Consider the following 19,031-nt stretch of genomic DNA (forward strand, 5'->3'; position numbering starts at 1 on the left):
CTAAAGCAGATGAAGCGTCGAAAAGAGTGCTGATGACCGGCCTATTTTATCTTTACTCACCGGCTCACGCGTAAGCGCTGATATTACAACGGCCTGCGGGGACATGAAACCAAAGGAAGGTAAATTCTGTTAACAACTGTGGGGGAGTTCAGATAACAAGTGACAATTTGAGCACAAATAGGTGAAAAATACGGAGGTTACCAGTAAATAAGGGCTACCGAAGCAGCCCTTATGATTTGAACCGGAGTCAACTTATTGATTGGCGGCAGACAGCCCATCCAAATAACGCTCAGCATCAAGCGCAGCCATACAGCCGGTGCCCGCCGAGGTAATGGCTTGACGATAGATATGGTCCATAACGTCACCCGCGGCGAAAACGCCGGGAATGCTGGTTTGGGTCGCGTTGCCGCTCAGGCCAGACTGCACTTTGATGTAGCCATTTTCCAGTGCGAGCTGACCTTCAAAAATCGCCGTGTTTGGTTTGTGCCCGATAGCCACAAACAAGCCCGTCACGCTCAGCTCTTCAACGGTATCGCTGTCGGTGGCTTTTAAACGTAATCCGTTTACACCCATTGCATCGCCTTGAACTTCATCAAGCGTGCGGTTGGTGTGCAGCACGATGTTGCCGCTTTCCACTTTATCCATCATGCGTCCAATCAAGATTTTTTCGGCGCGGAAAGTATCACGACGGTGTATCAAGTGAACCTTGGAAGCGATATTAGACAAATAAAGCGCTTCTTCAACTGCGGTATTGCCGCCGCCGATCACCGCGACTTCTTGTTGGCGATAGAAGAAACCATCGCAGGTCGCGCAGGCAGATACGCCGCGGCCTTTGAACTCTTCTTCAGAAGGCAGGCCGAGATACTGCGCGGAAGCGCCGGTCGCAATAATCAGAGCGTCGCAGGTGTATTCCTGAGAATCGCCAAACAGGCGGAATGGACGGCTTTGTAAATCGACACGCTGAATGTGGTCAAAGATAATCTCGGTATTAAATTTGGCCGCATGTTCGTTCATACGTTCCATCAGCAGAGGACCGGTAAGCCCTTCTGGATCGCCTGGCCAGTTTTCGACTTCTGTCGTGGTGGTGAGCTGACCGCCTTTTTCAACGCCGGTAATTAATACCGGGTTCAAGTTAGCGCGTGCCGCGTAGACCGCCGCGGTATATCCCGCAGGGCCTGAACCCAAGATCAGGAGTTTGCTGTGTTTGACTGTGCCCATGAATTCCTCTTTTCCAATTTTACCGGACAATAGCTCGATTGTAGGGAAGTTAGCGCCTGAAAAAAAGTGTGCAAAAAAAATGTTATCAATTTGTTTGATAGTAGCTAGCTATCGATTAGTAATAATCATGGCAGCAGATAATTTTTTTTAAACCTATTCCGATAACATTCTTGCCGAGAAAGCCCCCTAATAGCGCTTCTCGGCGACGCTTATTCGTCTGTTTTGACGGTTTATTTTGTTGTTGTCTCGAAAGCCTTCTTTAGAATAGTTGGCATGTTCGTCTGATTTTGCTTCTTTTGCTTTGACAATCGCCTGTGCATTTGCGAAAACATGGATGTAGGGAAGAACTTGTCTTTGGTTTTTGTGGCTTGAAAGGCATTTAGCAGAATTTTTATCTGCTTGAAGGCAACAAATAGCCTATTGACCTAAAACAACGCTTTCTTCTCCTGATATAAGAAATACCGTGTATACGAAAAGAAATGTGTAGTGCTTAGATTGGCTTCAATGAGTGGCGCTAGGGATCGTGGTCTTGCGATATAACCTCAATGTGCATTGATTTGAAATCAGAGCAAAGCAATTATGCGAGCCCTCGCATGTGAATTAAGCGCAATCGGCGGAAACAGATGAAGTTGAAACTTATCTTCAGCGGATTTATCCGGTTGTTTTCGTCATCATGAGCAATGGGAATTGCTGATTGACTGCAGGCATGGGGTTTTCGTTTGGGACAAATCCTTAACAAATTGAACTTGTTGAGGGGATGGCGAGCAGGGAAGGATATAAGAGAGACAATAAGATGGCAGACAATAAAAAGCGCCCCGGTAAAGATCTCGACCGTATCGACCGTAACATCCTGAATGAGTTGCAGAAGGATGGACGAATTTCGAACGTTGAGCTTTCAAAGCGAGTTGGTTTATCACCAACTCCATGTTTAGAACGTGTGCGTCGCCTTGAACGTCAAGGTTTTATTCAAGGTTACACTGCGTTGTTGAACCCGCACTATCTGGATGCATCCTTACTGGTATTTGTAGAAATTACCTTAAATCGTGGAGCGCCAGACGTGTTTGAACAGTTCAATACGGCTGTTCAGAAACTGGAAGAAATTCAGGAGTGTCATCTGGTTTCAGGTGATTTCGACTATCTGTTGAAAACACGTGTGCCTGACATGTCCGCTTATCGTAAATTGCTTGGTGAAACCCTGTTACGCCTACCTGGCGTTAATGACACCCGTACCTATGTGGTTATGGAAGAAGTCAAACAGAGCAATCGCTTGGTTATCAAGACACGATAACGGTAGCAGGTGCAAAACCTGATTAATTTGGTTACACTCCTGTGTATCTATACAGTTTCAACGCCGAGGGCAGACTCTCTCGGCGTTGTTATTGGTATGAGTCTTACTGAAATAAAAAATTACGTGGCAATGCGTTGTTCTAAAGCGGCAATAGGCAATAATAGTGCTATGGTGAAAAACAGGAACCTGGAGAGCCTTTCTTGAGCCAGGAATACACAGAAGAGAAGGACGTTACTCTCAAACGAATGAGCAGTGGACGTCGGTTATACGAGGCGTTACTCATCGTAGTAGCGTTGTTTTCTATTTATCTTATGGTTTCGTTGCTGAGCTTTGACCCCTCGGATCCGAGCTGGTCGCAAACGGCATGGCACGAACCAATCAATAATATCGGCGGCGGCGCAGGAGCATGGCTGGCTGATACCTTATTCTTCGTTTTCGGAGTGATGGGTTATGCCATTCCTCCCGTCATCATCGTTTTGTGCTGGTTTGCCTATCGCAAACGCGACGACAGCGGCTATGTCGATTATTTCTCTATTTCGCTCAAGCTTATCGGTATGTTGGCATTGGTGCTGGCATCGTGTGGCTTAGCATCGCTGAACGTCGACGATCTTTACTATTTCGCCTCCGGCGGCGTGATTGGTAGCCTTCTCGCCAACGGCGTTATTCCTTTGTTGGGTAGCGTTGGCGGAACACTGCTTCTGTTGGGCGTTTGGGCGGTAGGGCTGACGTTATTTACCGGCTGGTCTTGGCTGACGATTGCCGAAAAAATCGGCGGTGTTCTTCTCGGTGGCATGACGTTTATGAGCAATCGTTCACGCCGCGATCGGGAGGATGACTACGACTATGAAGATGATAGCCGAGAAGTGGTTGCTGCTGAGCGTGAGCGTTCAGCAGGTGAGGGCGCAGATGATGTGCTGCTTAATACCTCCGCCGTTGAAGACGATGACGATATTCTCTTGGCTAAACCCGTAAAACAGCCTGTTGAAGCGCCTTTTGCTGATGTAGATGCTGAAGACGACGATCCTTTATTGGGTAAACTTCGTCCGTTGCACGAGGCTGAAAGTTCGCTAAATGATGTGGCCCAGCCCGCGGTTACACCGACGGTGGCCCCAACCGCCGCGGTATCTGCCGTTGGCGCTGCGGTTGCCGCCGCTCAGCCGGTGGTTTCTGCTGCAACTCAGCCTATGACTTTCAGCGCTTCAGAGCCAGAGCCTGTCGCGGAAATCAAGCCGAGCATGCCTCCGCTTTACTCTTTTGAAGTACCTGAAGATAGACCGTCTAACGTGGCTAATCACTCATCGCGCCCAACGCGCTCTGCTTGGGATGATGAAGGCCCACGTCTAGGCAGTTTTGAGCCTGAAACGCCTGCGCCACAAGCGGGCTCGTCTTCATCGGGGATGAATTTCTCCGCCTCGCATTTTGAACACGATGAATCGCCAGCAACGCCATACATTAATCCGGGTTTATCTGTGGATACGGTTCCGTTTGGCGCGGCCTCGCGTAACGATGTCGTTCCTGCAACCGTATCGACTGCAGCCGCCGCTGGCTCGATGTTTATGCCTGCGTTTAGCGCAACCGAAGACAGCAGTTTACAGGTGAAACAGGGCGTTGGACCTGAACTGCCGCGTCCAAATCCTGTGCGTATTCCAACTCGCCGTGAGTTAGCCTCTTTAGGCATTAAACTTCCTTCACAGCGAATGGCTGAAGAGCAGGCGAAGAAAGAAGCGGAAGCCCAACGCCAGCAAATTGAAGCGTCTCCAAAGCCGGAACAGAACGTTACTCAGCCGATGGATGAGGAAAGCCTTGCACTGCGTCAGGCGTTTGCCGAACGACAGCAGCAGCGCTACGGTGAGCAGCAGTATGCGCATCAGGCCGAAGATGAACAGGCTGCTGAAATGGCGCGGTTGCAGAGCGAGTTTTCTGCTCAGCAACAGCAGCGTTACCAGCCACAACCTGCCGCAGACGAGAATTCATCGGCATTAAGCGGTGTGACCGCTTCTCGCAATGACTTAATGGACTTCTCACCTGCGAAGGCATTGAGCGAAGCCGCGGCTTCCAATCATAATGCGTTCAGCTTTACTCCTGTTTCAGACTTAGTGGATGACGGTCCTTCCGAGCCATTATTCACTATTACGCCTGAGCAGGAAGAGAGCGCTGCACGTGACGATGATGCGTACGATGTTCCGTTTGGTCGTTATGATGAACCAGAACAACCTGTGCAGTATGATTCGCGTCAGCAAGATCCACGTTTTGCGCCGGTGCAGCAGCCATCTGTGCCGCAAGCGCCTCAATCTCAATATAGCCAGCATAATAGCCAATATAGCCAGCTAGCACCGAGCGTGCAGCAGCCTGTTGCGCCACAGTTTGCAGCTCCAACTGCCCCAGTGCAGCAGCCAGCAGTGACCCAACAGCCAGCAGGCCAGCACCCAGCGATGGATGGTTTGATTCATCCATTCTTGATGCGTGGTCACGAGCAGCCGCTGGAAAAGCCAACCACGCCGTTGCCAACGTTGGATCTGCTCACCGAGCCTCCTGCTAACTCCGAGCCGGTTGATATGTTTGCATTGGAGCAAGTGGGGAATCTGGTCGAATCACGTTTGGCTGATTATCGGGTCAAAGCCGAAGTTGTCGGGATTTCTCCGGGTCCGGTGATCACCCGCTTTGAGTTAGATTTGGCACCAGGCGTTAAAGCTGCGCGAATCTCTAACCTGTCGCGTGACTTGGCTCGTTCACTGTCTGCGGTTGCGGTGCGTGTGGTCGAAGTTATCCCGGGTAAACCTTATGTAGGATTGGAGTTGCCAAATAAGCATCGCCAAACGGTTTATCTGCGAGAGGTTTTGGACTGCACTAAGTTCCGCGAAAGCCCTTCTCCGCTGACCATCGTGCTGGGTAAAGATATTGCTGGTCAGCCTGTGATTGCCGATCTGGCAAAAATGCCACATCTGTTGGTGGCGGGTACCACGGGTTCCGGTAAGTCGGTTGGCGTGAACGCCATGATCCTCAGTATGCTGTATAAGGCGACGCCGGATGAAGTTCGCTTCATCATGATTGACCCTAAAATGCTGGAGCTTTCGGTTTACGAAGGGATCCCACATTTGCTGACCGAAGTGGTTACCGACATGAAAGATGCAGCTAATGCGCTGCGTTGGTGTGTGGGTGAGATGGAGCGTCGCTATAAGCTAATGTCAGCATTAGGCGTGCGTAACCTTGCTGGCTACAACGAACGCGTTGAGCAGGCGATTGCCATGGGACGTCCAATTCCAGATCCGTTCTGGAAACCGGGTGACAGCATGGATATGACGCCGCCGGTATTGGAAAAACTGCCTTATATCGTGGTGTTGGTCGATGAGTTTGCCGATCTGATGATGGCCGTCGGTAAAAAAGTGGAAGAGTTGATTGCACGCTTAGCTCAAAAAGCGCGTGCGGCGGGTATCCATTTGGTTCTGGCGACTCAGCGTCCATCGGTTGACGTTATCACCGGCTTGATTAAGGCGAACATTCCGACGCGTATCGCGTTTACCGTTTCGAGCAAAATCGACTCCCGTACTATCCTGGACCAAGGCGGTGCGGAATCGTTGCTGGGGATGGGGGATATGCTGTATATGCCACCTAACTCGTCAATGCCGGTTCGTGTGCATGGCGCATTCGTTCGTGATGAGGAAGTGCATGCGGTGGTTCAGGATTGGAAAGCGCGTGGACGTCCACAGTATATCGATAGCATCTTGAGCGCTTCTGAAGAGGGTGAAGGTGGATTTGGGCTAGATAGCGACGAAGAACTCGATCCGTTATTTGACCAAGCCGTTGCTTTCGTGGTTGATAAGCGCCGAGCGTCAATTTCAGGCGTTCAACGCCAGTTCCGTATTGGTTACAACCGCGCTGCGCGTATCGTTGAGCAGATGGAAGCTCAGGGGATCGTGAGCTCACCGGGTAATAATGGTAACCGCGAGGTATTAGCGCCGCCATCGCATGATATGTAATTTCGTCATTGCATGATGCCATGTTTGCGGGCGGTGATTTCACCGCCCGTTTTATTTATCGATGAGATGTGAATACGTACGAATGTCTGCCAGCGAAAAGATGTGTAAATCACCGTCATTCAGAATGTTACCGATGATAACTCCATGTCTATTGGCTAAAGTTAGCGTATTATATTGTTCAATATAAAGCGTGGTGTAGCGGCGAACGCGCCGCTGACCAGATGATAAAAATCAGCCGAGGTTATCTGTTTTTACAGCTAACCATGACCGACAAAAGGTATAGAAAATAATGAAAAAGCTGTTATTAGCGTGCTGTTTAATGACTGGTTTTGCATCGACCGCCGCGCTGGCGACGCCAAGCAGTGACTTGCAGAGTCGTCTGAATAAGGTCAATAGTTTCCATTCAAGCTTTACTCAAACCGTAACAACAGCCGATGGCGCTGCGGTACAGCAGGGCGAGGGTGAGCTTTGGGTAAAACGTCCTAACTTGTTCAACTGGCATATGACCTCCCCCGATGAGAGCGTTTTAGTTTCTGATGGTAAAACGCTGTGGTTCTATAACCCGTTTGTGGAGCAGGTAACCGCGACTTGGCTAGATAGCGCCACCAGCAATACGCCATTTATGCTGATTACGCGTAACGATGCGAAAGAGTGGAGCCAGTATAATGTGAAGCAAACCGGTGATACGTTTGATCTGACCCCGAAAAGCCAGAAAAATAATCTGAAGAAATTTACGATTAACGTATCGCCAACGGGTACGATCAATGGCTTTACCGCCGTTGAACAAGACGGACAAAGCAGCGCATATAAACTGAAAAGCCAGCAAAGCGGCGTTGTTGATGCCAGCAAATTCCAGTTCACACCGCCTAAAGGCGTGACGGTGGACGATCAACGCCAATAGCCAAAATAGATTAATGGGAAAAGCCAGTGAGTAATCTGTCCCTCGACTTCTCGCAGAATGAATTTCAACCACTGGCCGCGCGTATGCGGCCAGAAACATTGAAGCAGTACATCGGACAGCGCCATTTGCTGGCTGAGGGCAAGCCTCTGCCGCGAGCGATTGAGGCTGGACATCTGCATTCAATGATTTTGTGGGGGCCGCCAGGGACAGGGAAAACCACGCTGGCTGAACTGATTGGCCGCTACGGCAATGCTGACGTTGAACGTATTTCGGCGGTAACTTCTGGGATCAAAGAGATCCGTGAAGCGATTGAACGAGCGCGTAATAACCGTGATGCGGGCCGTCGAACCATTTTGTTTGTAGATGAAGTCCATCGTTTTAACAAAAGCCAGCAAGACGCTTTCCTTCCGCATATTGAAGACGGCACCATTACTTTCATCGGTGCTACCACGGAAAACCCCTCATTTGAGCTTAATTCTGCGCTGCTTTCACGGGCTAGAGTTTACTTGCTCAAGGCGCTAACCAGCGAAGATATCGTTGAAGTGCTCAATCAGGCGATGGCCGATAAAGAGCGCGGATATGGCGGACAAAATATTGTTTTGCCTGATGACACGCGCGACATGATCGCTGAGCTGGTGGGGGGCGATGCCCGCCGCGCGCTAAATACGTTAGAAATGATGGCTGATATGGCGGAGGTGGACGCCAGTGGTCAGCGTGTTTTAAGCGCGAATCTGCTGAAGGAAGTTTCAGGCGAACGCAGCGCGCGCTTTGATAATAAAGGCGATCGCTTTTACGACCTGATTTCAGCATTGCATAAATCAGTACGCGGCTCAGCACCGGATGCCGCGCTGTATTGGTATGCGCGCATTATCACCGCCGGTGGCGATCCGCTTTATGTCGCACGACGTTTACTGGCGATTGCCTCCGAGGATGTGGGTAATGCCGATCCGCGCGGCATGCAGGTCGCGATTTCAGCATGGGATTGCTTTACCCGTGTCGGGCCTGCTGAGGGCGAACGTGCGATTGCGCAAGCCATTGTCTACTTGGCCTGTGCGCCGAAAAGTAATGCCGTGTATACCGCGTTTAAAGCCGCGGTGCGTGATGCCAAAGAGCGCCCTGACTATGATGTTCCCGATCATCTGCGTAATGCGCCAACCAAACTCATGAAGGAAATGGGGCTGGGGGCTGAGTATCGCTATGCGCATGATGAAACTAATGCTTACGCCGCGGGCGAAGTGTACTTCCCGCCTGAAATGTCACAAACCCGATATTATGTGCCCACTAACCGTGGTTTAGAGGGCAAAATTGGTGAAAAACTGGCATGGTTGGCTGAGCAGGATCAAAATAGCCCGACAAAACGCTACCGCTAATATTCCCATTGCGGTAAGGTTATCCCTGATAAAATACGCTTTACATTGAGCGCCTTGTGCTCAATGTATTGCTCATTAAAACTCCCTCAATATAATCACAGGATTAGCATGCTAGATCCCAATCTACTGCGTAATGAGCTAGACGCAGTCGCCGAAAAGCTGGCTCGTCGAGGCTTTAAACTGGATGTTGACACTTTGCGTCAGCAGGAAGAACGCCGCAAAGTGCTGCAAGTTGAAACTGAAAGCCTGCAAGCAGAGCGTAACTCGCGATCCAAATCCATCGGTGCGGCTAAAGCGCGTGGGGAAGATATTGAGCCACTGCGTCTTGAAGTCAACGAATTGGGCGAAAAGCTGGATGCGGCCAAGTCAGAGCTGGATCAGTTGCTAAATGATATCCGCGATTTGGCGTTGTCCATTCCTAACATGCCAGATGATTCTGTGCCGGTAGGTAGAGACGAAAACGACAATCTGGAAGTTAGCCGCTGGGGCGAGCCTCGTACGTACGATTTCGAAGTTCGCGATCACGTGACTCTGGGCGAAATGACTGGCGGGCTGGATTTTGCTGCCGCAGTTAAATTGACCGGTGCGCGTTTCGTTGTGATGAAAGGCCAAATGGCGCGTATGCATCGTGCATTGGCTCAGTTCATGCTTGATCTGCACACCGAGCAGCATGGCTATCTCGAAACCTACGTTCCTTATTTGGTTAACCATGACACGCTGTACGGTACTGGTCAGTTGCCTAAATTTGGCGGCGATCTGTTCCACACACGTCCACTGGAAGAAGAAGCCGATTCTAGCAGCTATGCGCTGATCCCAACGGCAGAAGTCCCAGTCACCAACTTGGTGCGTGGCGAAATTCTGGAAGAAGAATCTCTGCCGTTGAAAATGACTGCACATACGCCATGTTTCCGTTCCGAAGCGGGCTCTTATGGTCGTGATACACGCGGTCTGATTCGTATGCACCAGTTTGATAAAGTTGAGCTGGTTCAGATTGTTCGTCCAGAAGATTCAATGGATGCTCTGGAAGAACTGACCGGTCACGCCGAGAAAGTGCTGCAGCTGCTGAATCTGCCATACCGTAAAGTGCTGTTGTGCACCGGCGATATGGGCTTTGGCTCAAGCAAAACCTACGATCTGGAAGTTTGGGTTCCTGCGCAGAACACTTACCGCGAAATCTCTTCATGTTCAAACATGTGGGACTTCCAGGCTCGTCGTATGCAGGCTCGCTGTCGTAATAAAACCGACAAAAAACCGCGTTTGGTGCATACACTGAATGGTTCTGGTTTGGCGGTGGGTCGTACTCTGGTTGCCGTATTAGAAAACTATCAGCAAGCTGATGGTCGAATTCAGGTGCCAGAAGTTCTGCGTCCGTATATGAATGGTTTAGAATATATTGGTTAACTCCCAATATTTTTAATAAAAGCGCCTACGGGCGCTTTTTTCGTTTATAAACTCAAATATAAATTCAGATCCTATTTTTAATATTGTTGCGGTTGTATTAATTCAGTTTAGAAGCATTTAAGTTGACTGATAGCTATTCTCAATCGTAAGTTTTTGATTTTGATAAGTTGCAAATTGCATCACATAAGTCGCCAGCGCCCCGCTCGCGCGTGCCTTTATTGACATCAAACAATATGGGTTACTCCCAAAGAAGTATTATCCATTTGAGAAAGTGGACGCTGATATTTAATGACCTTCCATTCCATATCATTTCATTCTAATTAATTGCGAGTTGACTATTTTCCTTAGTGTTTTGAGCACACGTTGGATGATCAATGACGTAATAGGCCACTTTCTTTTTTGCTGACTAAAGAAAAACACGGATTTTTGCCTGTGCTTTTCGTGGTCACATTTTTGATTTTGAAAGCAAACTGAGTGGGTATTGTATGAAAAATACGAAAGAGACAGGCTTATTGTCTGCGCAGGTAAGCCGCCGCAAACTGGTTAAATCCAGTGCTATTGGTGGTTTAGTTGCGGCAAGCGGCGGATTATCTTTGCCGTTTGCCCGCAAGGCAGTGGCCCAATCAAACACAGCATCTGCTAACGCCAATGAAAAAGTTATCTGGAGTGCATGCACCGTAAACTGTGGCAGCCGTTGCCCATTGCGCATGCATGTTGTCGATGGCGAAATTAAGTATGTTGAAACCGATAATACCGGTGATGACAATTACGAAGGCCTGCATCAGGTTCGAGCCTGTTTACGTGGGCGATCAATGCGCCGTCGTGTTTATAACGCTGACCGTTTGAAATATCCGATGAAGCGAGTTGGTGCGCGTGGCGAAGGCAAATTCAAGCGTATTAGCTGGGAAGAAGCCTTCGATACCATCGCGGCGAGTATGCAGCACATCATCAAAGATTATGGCAATGAAGCTATCTATCTTAACTACGGCACCGGGACGCTGGGTGGCACCATGACTCGCTCTTGGCCACCGGGATCAACCCTGATAGCCCGTCTGATGAACTGCTGCGGTGGTTACCTGAATCATTATGGCGACTACAGCACGGCGCAAATAGCCGAAGGGCTAAATTACACCTACGGCGGTTGGGCCGATGGTAACAGCCCGTCAGATATTGAAAACAGCAAACTGGTCGTGCTGTTTGGCAATAACCCAGGTGAAACGCGAATGAGCGGCGGCGGGGTGACTTACTATCTGGAACAGGCTCGCCAGAAATCTGATGCGCGTATGATCATTATCGATCCGCGTTATAACGATACGGGCGCTGGTCGTGAAGATGAGTGGGTACCTATTCGTCCGGGAACCGATGCGGCGTTGGCCTCGGCGCTAGCCTATGTGATGATCAAAGAAGATTTAGTTGATCAGCCATTCCTCGATAAATACTGCGTTGGCTACGACGAAAAAACCATGCCTGCCGGTGCGCCAGCCAACGGCCACTATAAAGCCTACATCTTAGGCGAAGGCGCTGACGGCATTGCTAAAACGCCTGCATGGGCTTCAACGATTACCGGAATTCCAGCTGATAAAATTATTAAACTTGGCCGTGAAATCGGTGCAGCAAAGCCTGCCTATATTTCACAGGGCTGGGGGCCACAGCGCCATTCAAACGGTGAATTAGCCTCACGCGCTATTTCTATGCTGGCCATCCTAACGGGTAACGTTGGGATCAACGGCGGAAATAGCGGCGCGCGCGAAGGCTCCTACGATCTTGATTTCGTGCGTATGCCAACGCTTGAAAACCCCGTTCAGACCAGTATTTCTATGTTCTTATGGACCGATGCCATCGTACGCGGCCCTGAAATGACGGCGACGCGTGATGGTGTACGCGGTAAAGAAAAGCTGGATGTGCCAATCAAAATGATCTGGAACTACGCAGGTAACTGCTTGGTCAACCAGCATTCTGAAATCAACCGTACGCATGAAATTCTGCAAGACGATAAGCAGTGCGAAATGATTGTGGTGATCGATAACCACATGACCGCATCGGCGAAGTATGCCGATATTTTACTGCCGGACTGCACGGCATCAGAGCAGATGGATTTTTGCCTAGATGCATCAGCGGGCAACATGTCATACGTCATTTTTGCCGATCAGGTGATTAAGCCACGCTTTGAATGCAAAAATATTTACGAGATGACTAGTGAATTAGCCAAGCGCATGGGCGTGGAGGCTCAGTTTACCGAAGGGCGTAATCAGGAAGAGTGGCTGCGTCATCTATATAAACAGTCTCAGCAAGCTATGCCAGGCCTACCGTCGTTTGAAGAGTTTCGTCAGCAGGGGATTTACAAGCAGCGCGATCCTGAAGGGCACCATGTGGCCTACAAAGCGTTCCGTGAAGATCCTGCGGCTAATCCGTTAACCACACCATCAGGCAAAATCGAGATTTACTCTGCTCAATTGGCTGAAAAGGCGGCGACATGGGAATTAGCCAAGGATGATGTTATCGATCCTCTGCCAATCTACAGCGCTGGTTTTGAAAGCTATGAAGATCCGCTGGTTGAGAAATTCCCACTGCAGCTAACGGGTTTCCACTACAAAGCACGTGCGCATTCTACCTATGGCAACGTTGATCTGCTGAAGGCTGCGTGTCGTCAAGAGATGTGGATTAACCCGATGGATGCGAAAAAACGCGGTATTACCAACGGTGATATCGTGCGCATTTTCAACGATCGCGGTGAGGTTCGCATCAACGCTAAGGTGACACCTCGCATGATGCCGGGCGTTGTCGCGCTGGGTGAGGGAGCATGGTATAGCCCTGACGCAAACCGTGTCGATCATGCTGGCTCAATTAACGTGTTGACCACTCAGCGCCCATCGCCGTTGGCGAAAGGGAATCCGTCGCATTCGAATCTTGTTCAAGTCACCAAGGCATAAGGAGTAGCTGATGACAACGCAATACGGCTTTTATATCGACTCTAGTCGTTGCACCGGCTGCAAAACCTGCGAGCTGGCCTGCAAAGATTTTAAAAATTTGACGCCTGATGTGAGTTTCCGCCGCATTTATGAATATGCAGGTGGTGATTGGCAAGAGGACAACGGTGTTTACCACCAAAACGTGTTTGCTTATTACCTGTCGATCTCGTGTAACCACTGTAGCGATCCGGCTTGTACCAAAGTGTGTCCAAGCGGTGCGATGCACAAGCGCGAGAAAGATGGCTTTGTCGTCGTCAACGAAGAAGTGTGCATCGGTTGTCGCTATTGCCACATGGCCTGTCCGTATGGCGCTCCTCAATACAATGAGGAGAAAGGGCATATGACCAAGTGTGATGGCTGCTATGAGCGAGTCGAAGCAGGCAAAAAACCGATCTGCGTTGAATCTTGCCCACTGCGTGCATTGGATTTAGCGCCCATTGATGAGCTGCGCGCCAAATACGGTGATTTAGCTGAAATTGCTCCGCTTCCTGCTGCGCACTTTACGAAGCCGAATATCGTATTAAAACCTAACGCCAACAGCCGCCCGGTCGGAGATACCACCGGTTATCTGGCAAATCCGAAGGAGGTCTGAGATGGGTATGGGATGGCATGAATGGCCGTTAATGATTTTTACGGTCTTAGGGCAGTGTGTTGTCGGTGGTTTCATCGTACTGGCGCTGGCATTAATATCTGGGCGTTTGGATAACGATCGCACGCGACGCGTTCATCTGAGTATGTTTTTTCTCTGGGTGCTGATGGGAATAGCGTTTATCGCCTCGGTGATGCATTTGGGTTCACCAATGAGGGCGTTCAATTCGCTTAACCGCATCGGAGAATCCGCGCTGAGTAACGAAATTGCCAGCGGCTCGGTGTTCTTTGCCGTAGGGGGTATCTACTGGCTTTTGGCGGTGTTAAACAAAATGTCGGCGGCGCTAGGTAAGCTTTGGCTTGCCGTGACCATGGTGTTAGGCCTGTTCTTTGTTTACGCCATGTGTCGTGTATATCAGATTGATACTGTACCTACGTGGCATAACGGCTACACCACGCTGGGCTTCGTACTAACGATGTTTATTGGTGGGCCATTGCTCGGCTTCCTGCTGCTGAGAGCTGCCGGTGTGTGCGGTTGTGCAATGCGTATTTTGCCTGTAATTAGCGGGTTGGCGGTGCTTATCAGCGTTGCCTCTGTGGCGATGCAAGGTTTTGGTTTGGCTGAAATTCATAGTTCAGTTCAACAGGCCTCCGCGCTTATTCCATCGTTTGGGGCGTTGCTGGCATGGCGTTTGGCGCTGCTAGTGCTTGGATTGGGCTGCTGGATTTGCCCAATGATTAAAGGCCGAGCGCCATCTGTTGCATGGCTGGTGATTGGTTTCTTGCTGGTTGTCGCCAGTGAGCTGATTGGTCGCGGTATGTTCTATGGTTTGCATATGACCGTAGGCATGGCAATCGCAGGATAAATGCGGTTGTCGCTGAGCGGGGCTCCGTATAGAGCCCCGCTATCTGTCGGCTCGCATTTGCTATGTTATTAGAATTGTTATTCGCATCGCGATAAAATTGATTTGGTATCCTCATGCTACAACCACAACAGCTTCAAGATATTGCCATTTCGGCTCGCTCCTTAGGCGCACTTTTTTACTACCCTCCGGAAAGCGAAGCCTGTACGCCGCTGGTGGAAATCTTCTCTTCGTCCGAATGGCGCAGTGAATGGCCCTATGGATCGGAACAGCAGTTAGAGCAATGTGTGGCTCTGCTGACCACTGCTACGAATGAACCTCTGGAAGATGCGTACCAACGCTTATTTATCGGACCGCATGCGTTACCCGCTCCTCCTTGGGGCTCGGTTTATCTGGACAAAGAGAGCGTTCTTTTTGGCGATTCAACGCTGGCGCTACGCCAGTGGATGCGTCTTCATCATATTGAAGGGCAAAGTGAGCAACAGGAGCCAGAAGATCAGTTCGGTTTAATGTTGATGATGGCTGCATGGCTAGCTGAGACACAGCCTCAGGCGCTCGGTGAGTTTTTATCTGTTCACCTTTTGCCATGGAGCTCACGCTATTTGACTCTCATGATACAAGATGCCCAGCATCCGTTTTATCAAGGGCTAGCAGAGCTTGCGTTGTTAACGCTCTCTGCTTGGCAGCAACAGCTCGCGATTGTGCCTGCCGTGAGTGAGCTTTATCGCTAATGAGTGAGCAAAAGGATCAAGACTACTACCGCGCTTGGATGTCTCATCGTACCGTTAGCCGACGCGGGCTTTTCCGTGGTTTGTTGGGGGCAGGCAAGCAAGCTCAGTTGCAGGCTGCGCAAGAAACGGTGCAACGGGCTGTTGGTCGCCCGCCGCAGGCGGTAGCAGAAAGTCTTTTTCTTGCATTATGTAGCGCGTGTGGGGACTGCGTGGGTGCATGTCCCTACGGCTTAGTTGAAATAAAAGAGGGTGCGGCGGCGGTACAGATTGATTTTTCATCCTGTGATACCGCTAAGTGCAACTATTGTACTGCGGCGTGCAAAACGGGGGCGCTCTCTTCATTAATTCCATCGGATACGGCATTAAGGCCCGTTGTCGCCAAAGGTTGCATTGGGCGGGGAAATGACGACTGTCGTTTATGTGTTCGCGCGTGTCCTTCACAGGCAATTAAGTTTGATGGATACCATCAGCCAAACTTTGAAGAGGCCTGTTGTGACGGCTGTGGCCAGTGTAAAACAGCCTGTTATCATGGGCATATTTTGCTGGTGGCAGGAAGTCCAAAATTAGCCAATTTGTCAGAAAGATAAATTTGTTCGCCTGCGTATTAACAAATCGTGCTATGTCTAATCTATGGGCGATTGACTTTTAATTCACCAGTGGCATGATGCCGCCACTTCTCAATGCGGTTCGGTTTTAAATTCACATGTTTTCATATTCTCGCCCAGTGCTTTTATTGCTCTGCGGGCTCCTGCTGCTGACCGTTGCTATGGCGGTTTTAAATACTTTAGTTCCATTGTGGCTGAGCCATGAGCAACTGCCGACTTGGCAAGTCGGTCTGGTGAGTTCCTCGTATTTTATGGGGAATCTGGTCGGGACGCTGGTTGCTGGTTCGGTGATCATGCACTCAGGATTTAACCGAAGCTATCATTATGCCTGTGCCATTTTTGCGATTTCGACCGCTGCACTGAGCTTTTCAACCGATATCTGGAGCTGGTTGGCCCTGCGTTTCTTCGCCGGTGTTGGCTGTGCAATGGTGTGGGTGATTGTTGAAAGCGCATTACTGCGTAGTGGAACGAACGCTAATCGTAGCCAACTGCTGGCTGCTTATATGACGGTTTACTATTTGGGCACTGTGCTGGGACAGCTGATGCTGGGCGTTGTGCCGACCGCCGTATTGCAAGTGTTGCCATGGGCAACGTCGCTGATGGTATTAGCTATGCTGCCGCTGCTGTTTGCTCGCTTTACGCGGCCAGAAGCGCATACCTCAGTGCCGATGTGGGCGATGTTACGTCGTCGTAGCGCGCGCTTAGGTATCCATGGCTGTATTATATCAGGTGCGGTGCTGGGTTCTTTATATGGTCTATTGCCTTTGTATCTGGCCCATAAAGGCATGAGCGATGCGAACGTCGGGCTTTGGATGGCATTGTTGGTCAGCGCTGGCATCATGGGGCAGTGGCCCGTTGGCCGCTTAGCCGATCGCTTTGGGCGTTTGGCAGTGCTGCGCGTGCAGGTGAGTTTGGTTATTCTCGGCAGCGTGGCGATGCTGGGTAACTACGGCATAGTGCCAGCCTTATTTACGCTGGGATGTGCAGGGTTTACCCTGTATCCGGTGGCAATGTCGTGGGCTTGTGAAACCGCAGCAGCGCATGAATTGGTCGCGATGAATCAGGCTTTGCTGATGAGCTACACCATTGGAAGCCTTGCAGGCCCCGCGACGGTTGCTGCCTTGATGCAGCAATACTCTGATAACGTGCTGTTTGTGATGATTGCAGGTATCGCGTTGGTCTATTTGCTTATGTTGATGAAGAAGACCGATCATCATCATGCACTTCCTGCTGCATGAGTTTTCAGCGCTCATAAAAAAGTCATAAAAAAACGCCCGAGACGAGCGTTTTTTGTATTTGCATTTAAGCCTGCAATTAGTGCATGCGGCTTCCTGCTTGGATGCGAGAGCCTAGCATATTCTGGCTGGTCGCCTGCATCAGGTGTTCACGGCAGTTATTCATCTCTAACCAGCCTTCAATTTGCTGATGAAGAGTGTTCATCTCGGCTTGCGTTCCCGCAGAGAGCACGATAATCAGGCTAACTTCACTGCCATTTTGCAGCACAACCGGTTTATCGCACTTCAGCACTGATGCTTCTCCACGTTTACTGATTACCCCGTTTTCAGGTTGGGCAAACACCAGTAATACACCTTCGCTAACCACGAAATCCTGTTTGTCCTGTTTAAGCGCATCGATGATATGCAGCGGGTAGCTGGCATTCACCTTGCTTTCGCTAATTAGCGGTTGGCAGGCTAAATGGATCGCGTGGCGCCAGCTCAGCGGCTGGTGGCAGTACTGCCAGCGTTGGTCGAGAATTGCATCAATTGACATAAAACCTCCGGTAACATTGCACCTGTAAATGGGGCGCCTGAAAAATTAAATAAAGGCTATCCATAGTGTTTATTTGATTCATCCACCTCTGGTGTTTGCAGCAATGTGCAGGCACAAGTCAGTATGAAAAAAAGTATTCACAACTCCGCAATAGACTGAAATTAAAAGCCTATCATTTGCGGGTGTATGGGCAGTGTATCGGGGCAAATCAGGGAAGTCACTGCTTAGAAGAAAGTCTAATAATCCACGCCATCTCATCACATTACTTAAATTCCGTAATGAATATTAGGAAAATAATTTAGCTCGGCGCGTATTAAGTAGTATAAAACTCTGAATGTTAAATATTCATAAAAAATGACTTTCGAAGCGGATTATGCGTATTTTTGTGTGTTTGTATTCAGCGGGGAAGGTTGTAAATAATAATGGATATCAAAATGAAGAGCGCTGGGAAGCAATTGGATTGGGAACCTAAAGAAATTATCACGGGCGGAATAATTAATTGGGCTGGTATTTTTACCAGCCCAAAAGACATAAATCATTAATAAATGACTTTATGCCCATAACTTTCGAGAATATTTTTTACGCGTTCCATGATTTCGTGAGTTGGTGGTTTCACGCCACCTAATTTGTATTCCTCACCCATGGCTTCCCATTTATGCTTGCCTAATTCGTGGTAAGGCAATAGCTCAATCTTCTCAACATTTTTCATGTCTTTAGTGAAGTCCCCGAGCAAGTGGGCAGAAGCATCATCGTCTGACCAGCCAGGGACAACAACATAGCGGATCCACGTTTTCTGGTTACGCTTTGCCAAATAGCGGGCAAATTCCAGCGTACGATGATTTGAAACCCCCACCAGATTCTGGTGAATATCATCGTTCATCTGCTTGAGATCCAACATGACAAGATCGGTAACGTCGAGGAGTTCGTCAATCACTGGGTCATAGCGGCGTACAAAGCCGTTAGTGTCTAAACAGGTGTGAATACCTTCTTCTTTGCAGGCGCGGAACCAGTCGCGTACAAATTCGGCCTGAAGGATAGCTTCACCGCCGGAAGCTGTTACGCCGCCACCTGAAGCATTCATGAAGTGACGATAGGTCACCACGTCCTTCATTAAATCTTCAACGGTAATTTCAGTACCACCATGTGTATCCCAAGTATCTCGGTTATGGCAATACAGGCAGCGCATAAGGCAGCCTTGGAAGAAGGTGATAAAGCGGATCCCTGGGCCGTCTACGGTACCACAGGATTCGAAAGAGTGGATGCGACCTTTAAGCTGCATCTCAGCCCCCTCTGCTGCCGGGGTTTTATCATCAAAACAATCAGTTATATTATTCATATCGCTCTAAATAG

The 19,031-nt window shown here is 49.6% G+C and carries 14 protein-coding genes; 11 read left to right on the top strand and 3 right to left on the bottom strand.

What is annotated here, in order from left to right:
• Positions 1–252: 252 nt before the first annotated feature.
• Positions 253–1,218 carry a thioredoxin-disulfide reductase gene (gene trxB / locus AB3Y96_RS07995; RefSeq protein WP_072309173.1) on the bottom strand — a complete coding sequence of 322 codons (966 nt, stop codon included), beginning with the start codon at positions 1,216–1,218 and terminating at the stop codon, positions 253–255.
• 793 nt (positions 1,219–2,011) lie between these two features.
• On the opposite strand from trxB, the gene lrp reads away from it, so the two are divergent.
• The 11 genes from lrp to AB3Y96_RS08050 all read left to right on the top strand — a co-directional run bounded on the left by lrp (position 2,012) and on the right by AB3Y96_RS08050 (position 17,149).
• Positions 2,012–2,506, top strand: coding sequence for a leucine-responsive transcriptional regulator Lrp (gene lrp, locus AB3Y96_RS08000; RefSeq protein WP_008812989.1), 495 nt, complete (start codon positions 2,012–2,014; stop codon positions 2,504–2,506).
• Between the two features lie 200 nt (positions 2,507–2,706).
• Entirely contained in the window at positions 2,707–6,483 is a 3,777-nt protein-coding gene (locus AB3Y96_RS08005) for a DNA translocase FtsK 4TM domain-containing protein (RefSeq protein ID WP_367298907.1), read from the top strand.
• A gap of 289 nt (positions 6,484–6,772) precedes the next feature.
• Positions 6,773–7,384: an outer membrane lipoprotein chaperone LolA gene (gene lolA / locus AB3Y96_RS08010; RefSeq protein ID WP_072309175.1), complete on the top strand. Its 612-nt coding sequence runs from the start codon at positions 6,773–6,775 to the stop codon at positions 7,382–7,384.
• Positions 7,385–7,410: 26 nt separating this feature from the next.
• Complete coding sequence (locus AB3Y96_RS08015; RefSeq protein ID WP_072309176.1) at positions 7,411–8,754, top strand: replication-associated recombination protein A; 1,344 nt, start codon at positions 7,411–7,413, stop codon at positions 8,752–8,754.
• Between the two features lie 108 nt (positions 8,755–8,862).
• A complete protein-coding gene (gene serS, locus AB3Y96_RS08020) occupies positions 8,863–10,155 on the top strand; it encodes a serine--tRNA ligase (protein ID WP_025800951.1) in 1,293 nt (430 codons plus the stop codon).
• Positions 10,156–10,640: 485 nt separating this feature from the next.
• Positions 10,641–13,085 carry a dimethylsulfoxide reductase subunit A gene (dmsA, locus tag AB3Y96_RS08025; RefSeq protein WP_072309177.1) on the top strand — a complete coding sequence of 815 codons (2,445 nt, stop codon included), beginning with the start codon at positions 10,641–10,643 and terminating at the stop codon, positions 13,083–13,085.
• A gap of 10 nt (positions 13,086–13,095) precedes the next feature.
• Positions 13,096–13,716 carry a DMSO/selenate family reductase complex B subunit gene (locus tag AB3Y96_RS08030; protein WP_072309178.1) on the top strand — a complete coding sequence of 207 codons (621 nt, stop codon included), beginning with the start codon at positions 13,096–13,098 and terminating at the stop codon, positions 13,714–13,716.
• Between the two features lies 1 nt (position 13,717).
• The gene (locus tag AB3Y96_RS08035; RefSeq protein WP_367298908.1) at positions 13,718–14,578 is read left to right on the top strand and encodes a dimethyl sulfoxide reductase anchor subunit family protein; all 861 of its coding nucleotides are present in this window, start codon (positions 13,718–13,720) and stop codon (positions 14,576–14,578) included.
• 113 nt (positions 14,579–14,691) lie between these two features.
• A complete protein-coding gene (dmsD, locus tag AB3Y96_RS08040; protein ID WP_367298909.1) occupies positions 14,692–15,306 on the top strand; it encodes a Tat proofreading chaperone DmsD in 615 nt (204 codons plus the stop codon).
• The gene (locus AB3Y96_RS08045) at positions 15,306–15,893 is read left to right on the top strand and encodes a 4Fe-4S dicluster domain-containing protein (protein WP_367298910.1); all 588 of its coding nucleotides are present in this window, start codon (positions 15,306–15,308) and stop codon (positions 15,891–15,893) included. Before dmsD ends, AB3Y96_RS08045 begins: the two co-directional genes overlap by 1 nt.
• A 116-nt stretch (positions 15,894–16,009) precedes the next feature.
• Entirely contained in the window at positions 16,010–17,149 is a 1,140-nt protein-coding gene (locus AB3Y96_RS08050) for an MFS transporter (RefSeq protein WP_367298911.1), read from the top strand.
• Positions 17,150–17,225: 76 nt separating this feature from the next.
• Here AB3Y96_RS08050 and AB3Y96_RS08055 read toward each other — a convergent pair whose 3' ends face one another.
• Together AB3Y96_RS08055 and pflA are read right to left on the bottom strand one after the other, a co-directional pair.
• The gene (locus AB3Y96_RS08055; protein ID WP_043492328.1) at positions 17,226–17,681 is read right to left on the bottom strand and encodes a PTS sugar transporter subunit IIA; all 456 of its coding nucleotides are present in this window, start codon (positions 17,679–17,681) and stop codon (positions 17,226–17,228) included.
• Between the two features lie 538 nt (positions 17,682–18,219).
• Positions 18,220–18,960 carry a pyruvate formate lyase 1-activating protein gene (gene pflA / locus AB3Y96_RS08060; RefSeq protein WP_168780343.1) on the bottom strand — a complete coding sequence of 247 codons (741 nt, stop codon included), beginning with the start codon at positions 18,958–18,960 and terminating at the stop codon, positions 18,220–18,222.
• Positions 18,961–19,031: the final 71 nt, after the last annotated feature.

This window comes from Hafnia alvei, from assembly GCF_964063325.1.
Lineage (GTDB): Bacteria > Pseudomonadota > Gammaproteobacteria > Enterobacterales > Enterobacteriaceae > Hafnia > Hafnia alvei_B.

What these genes read in the sequence shown, in the direction of transcription:
- trxB (WP_072309173.1), bottom strand. Translation starts at nt 1,218, where the DNA reads ATGGGCACAGTCAAACACAGCAAACTCCTGATCTTGGGTTCAGGCCCT.
- lrp (WP_008812989.1), top strand. Translation starts at nt 2,012, where the DNA reads ATGGCAGACAATAAAAAGCGCCCCGGTAAAGATCTCGACCGTATCGAC.
- AB3Y96_RS08030 (WP_072309178.1), top strand. Translation starts at nt 13,096, where the DNA reads ATGACAACGCAATACGGCTTTTATATCGACTCTAGTCGTTGCACCGGC.
- AB3Y96_RS08045 (WP_367298910.1), top strand. Translation starts at nt 15,306, where the DNA reads ATGAGTGAGCAAAAGGATCAAGACTACTACCGCGCTTGGATGTCTCAT.
- AB3Y96_RS08055 (WP_043492328.1), bottom strand. Translation starts at nt 17,681, where the DNA reads ATGTCAATTGATGCAATTCTCGACCAACGCTGGCAGTACTGCCACCAG.
- pflA (WP_168780343.1), bottom strand. Translation starts at nt 18,960, where the DNA reads ATGCAGCTTAAAGGTCGCATCCACTCTTTCGAATCCTGTGGTACCGTA.
- dmsA (WP_072309177.1), top strand. Translation starts at nt 10,641, where the DNA reads ATGAAAAATACGAAAGAGACAGGCTTATTGTCTGCGCAGGTAAGCCGC.
- AB3Y96_RS08035 (WP_367298908.1), top strand. Translation starts at nt 13,718, where the DNA reads ATGGGTATGGGATGGCATGAATGGCCGTTAATGATTTTTACGGTCTTA.
- AB3Y96_RS08050 (WP_367298911.1), top strand. Translation starts at nt 16,010, where the DNA reads ATGTTTTCATATTCTCGCCCAGTGCTTTTATTGCTCTGCGGGCTCCTG.
- serS (WP_025800951.1), top strand. Translation starts at nt 8,863, where the DNA reads ATGCTAGATCCCAATCTACTGCGTAATGAGCTAGACGCAGTCGCCGAA.
- lolA (WP_072309175.1), top strand. Translation starts at nt 6,773, where the DNA reads ATGAAAAAGCTGTTATTAGCGTGCTGTTTAATGACTGGTTTTGCATCG.
- dmsD (WP_367298909.1), top strand. Translation starts at nt 14,692, where the DNA reads ATGCTACAACCACAACAGCTTCAAGATATTGCCATTTCGGCTCGCTCC.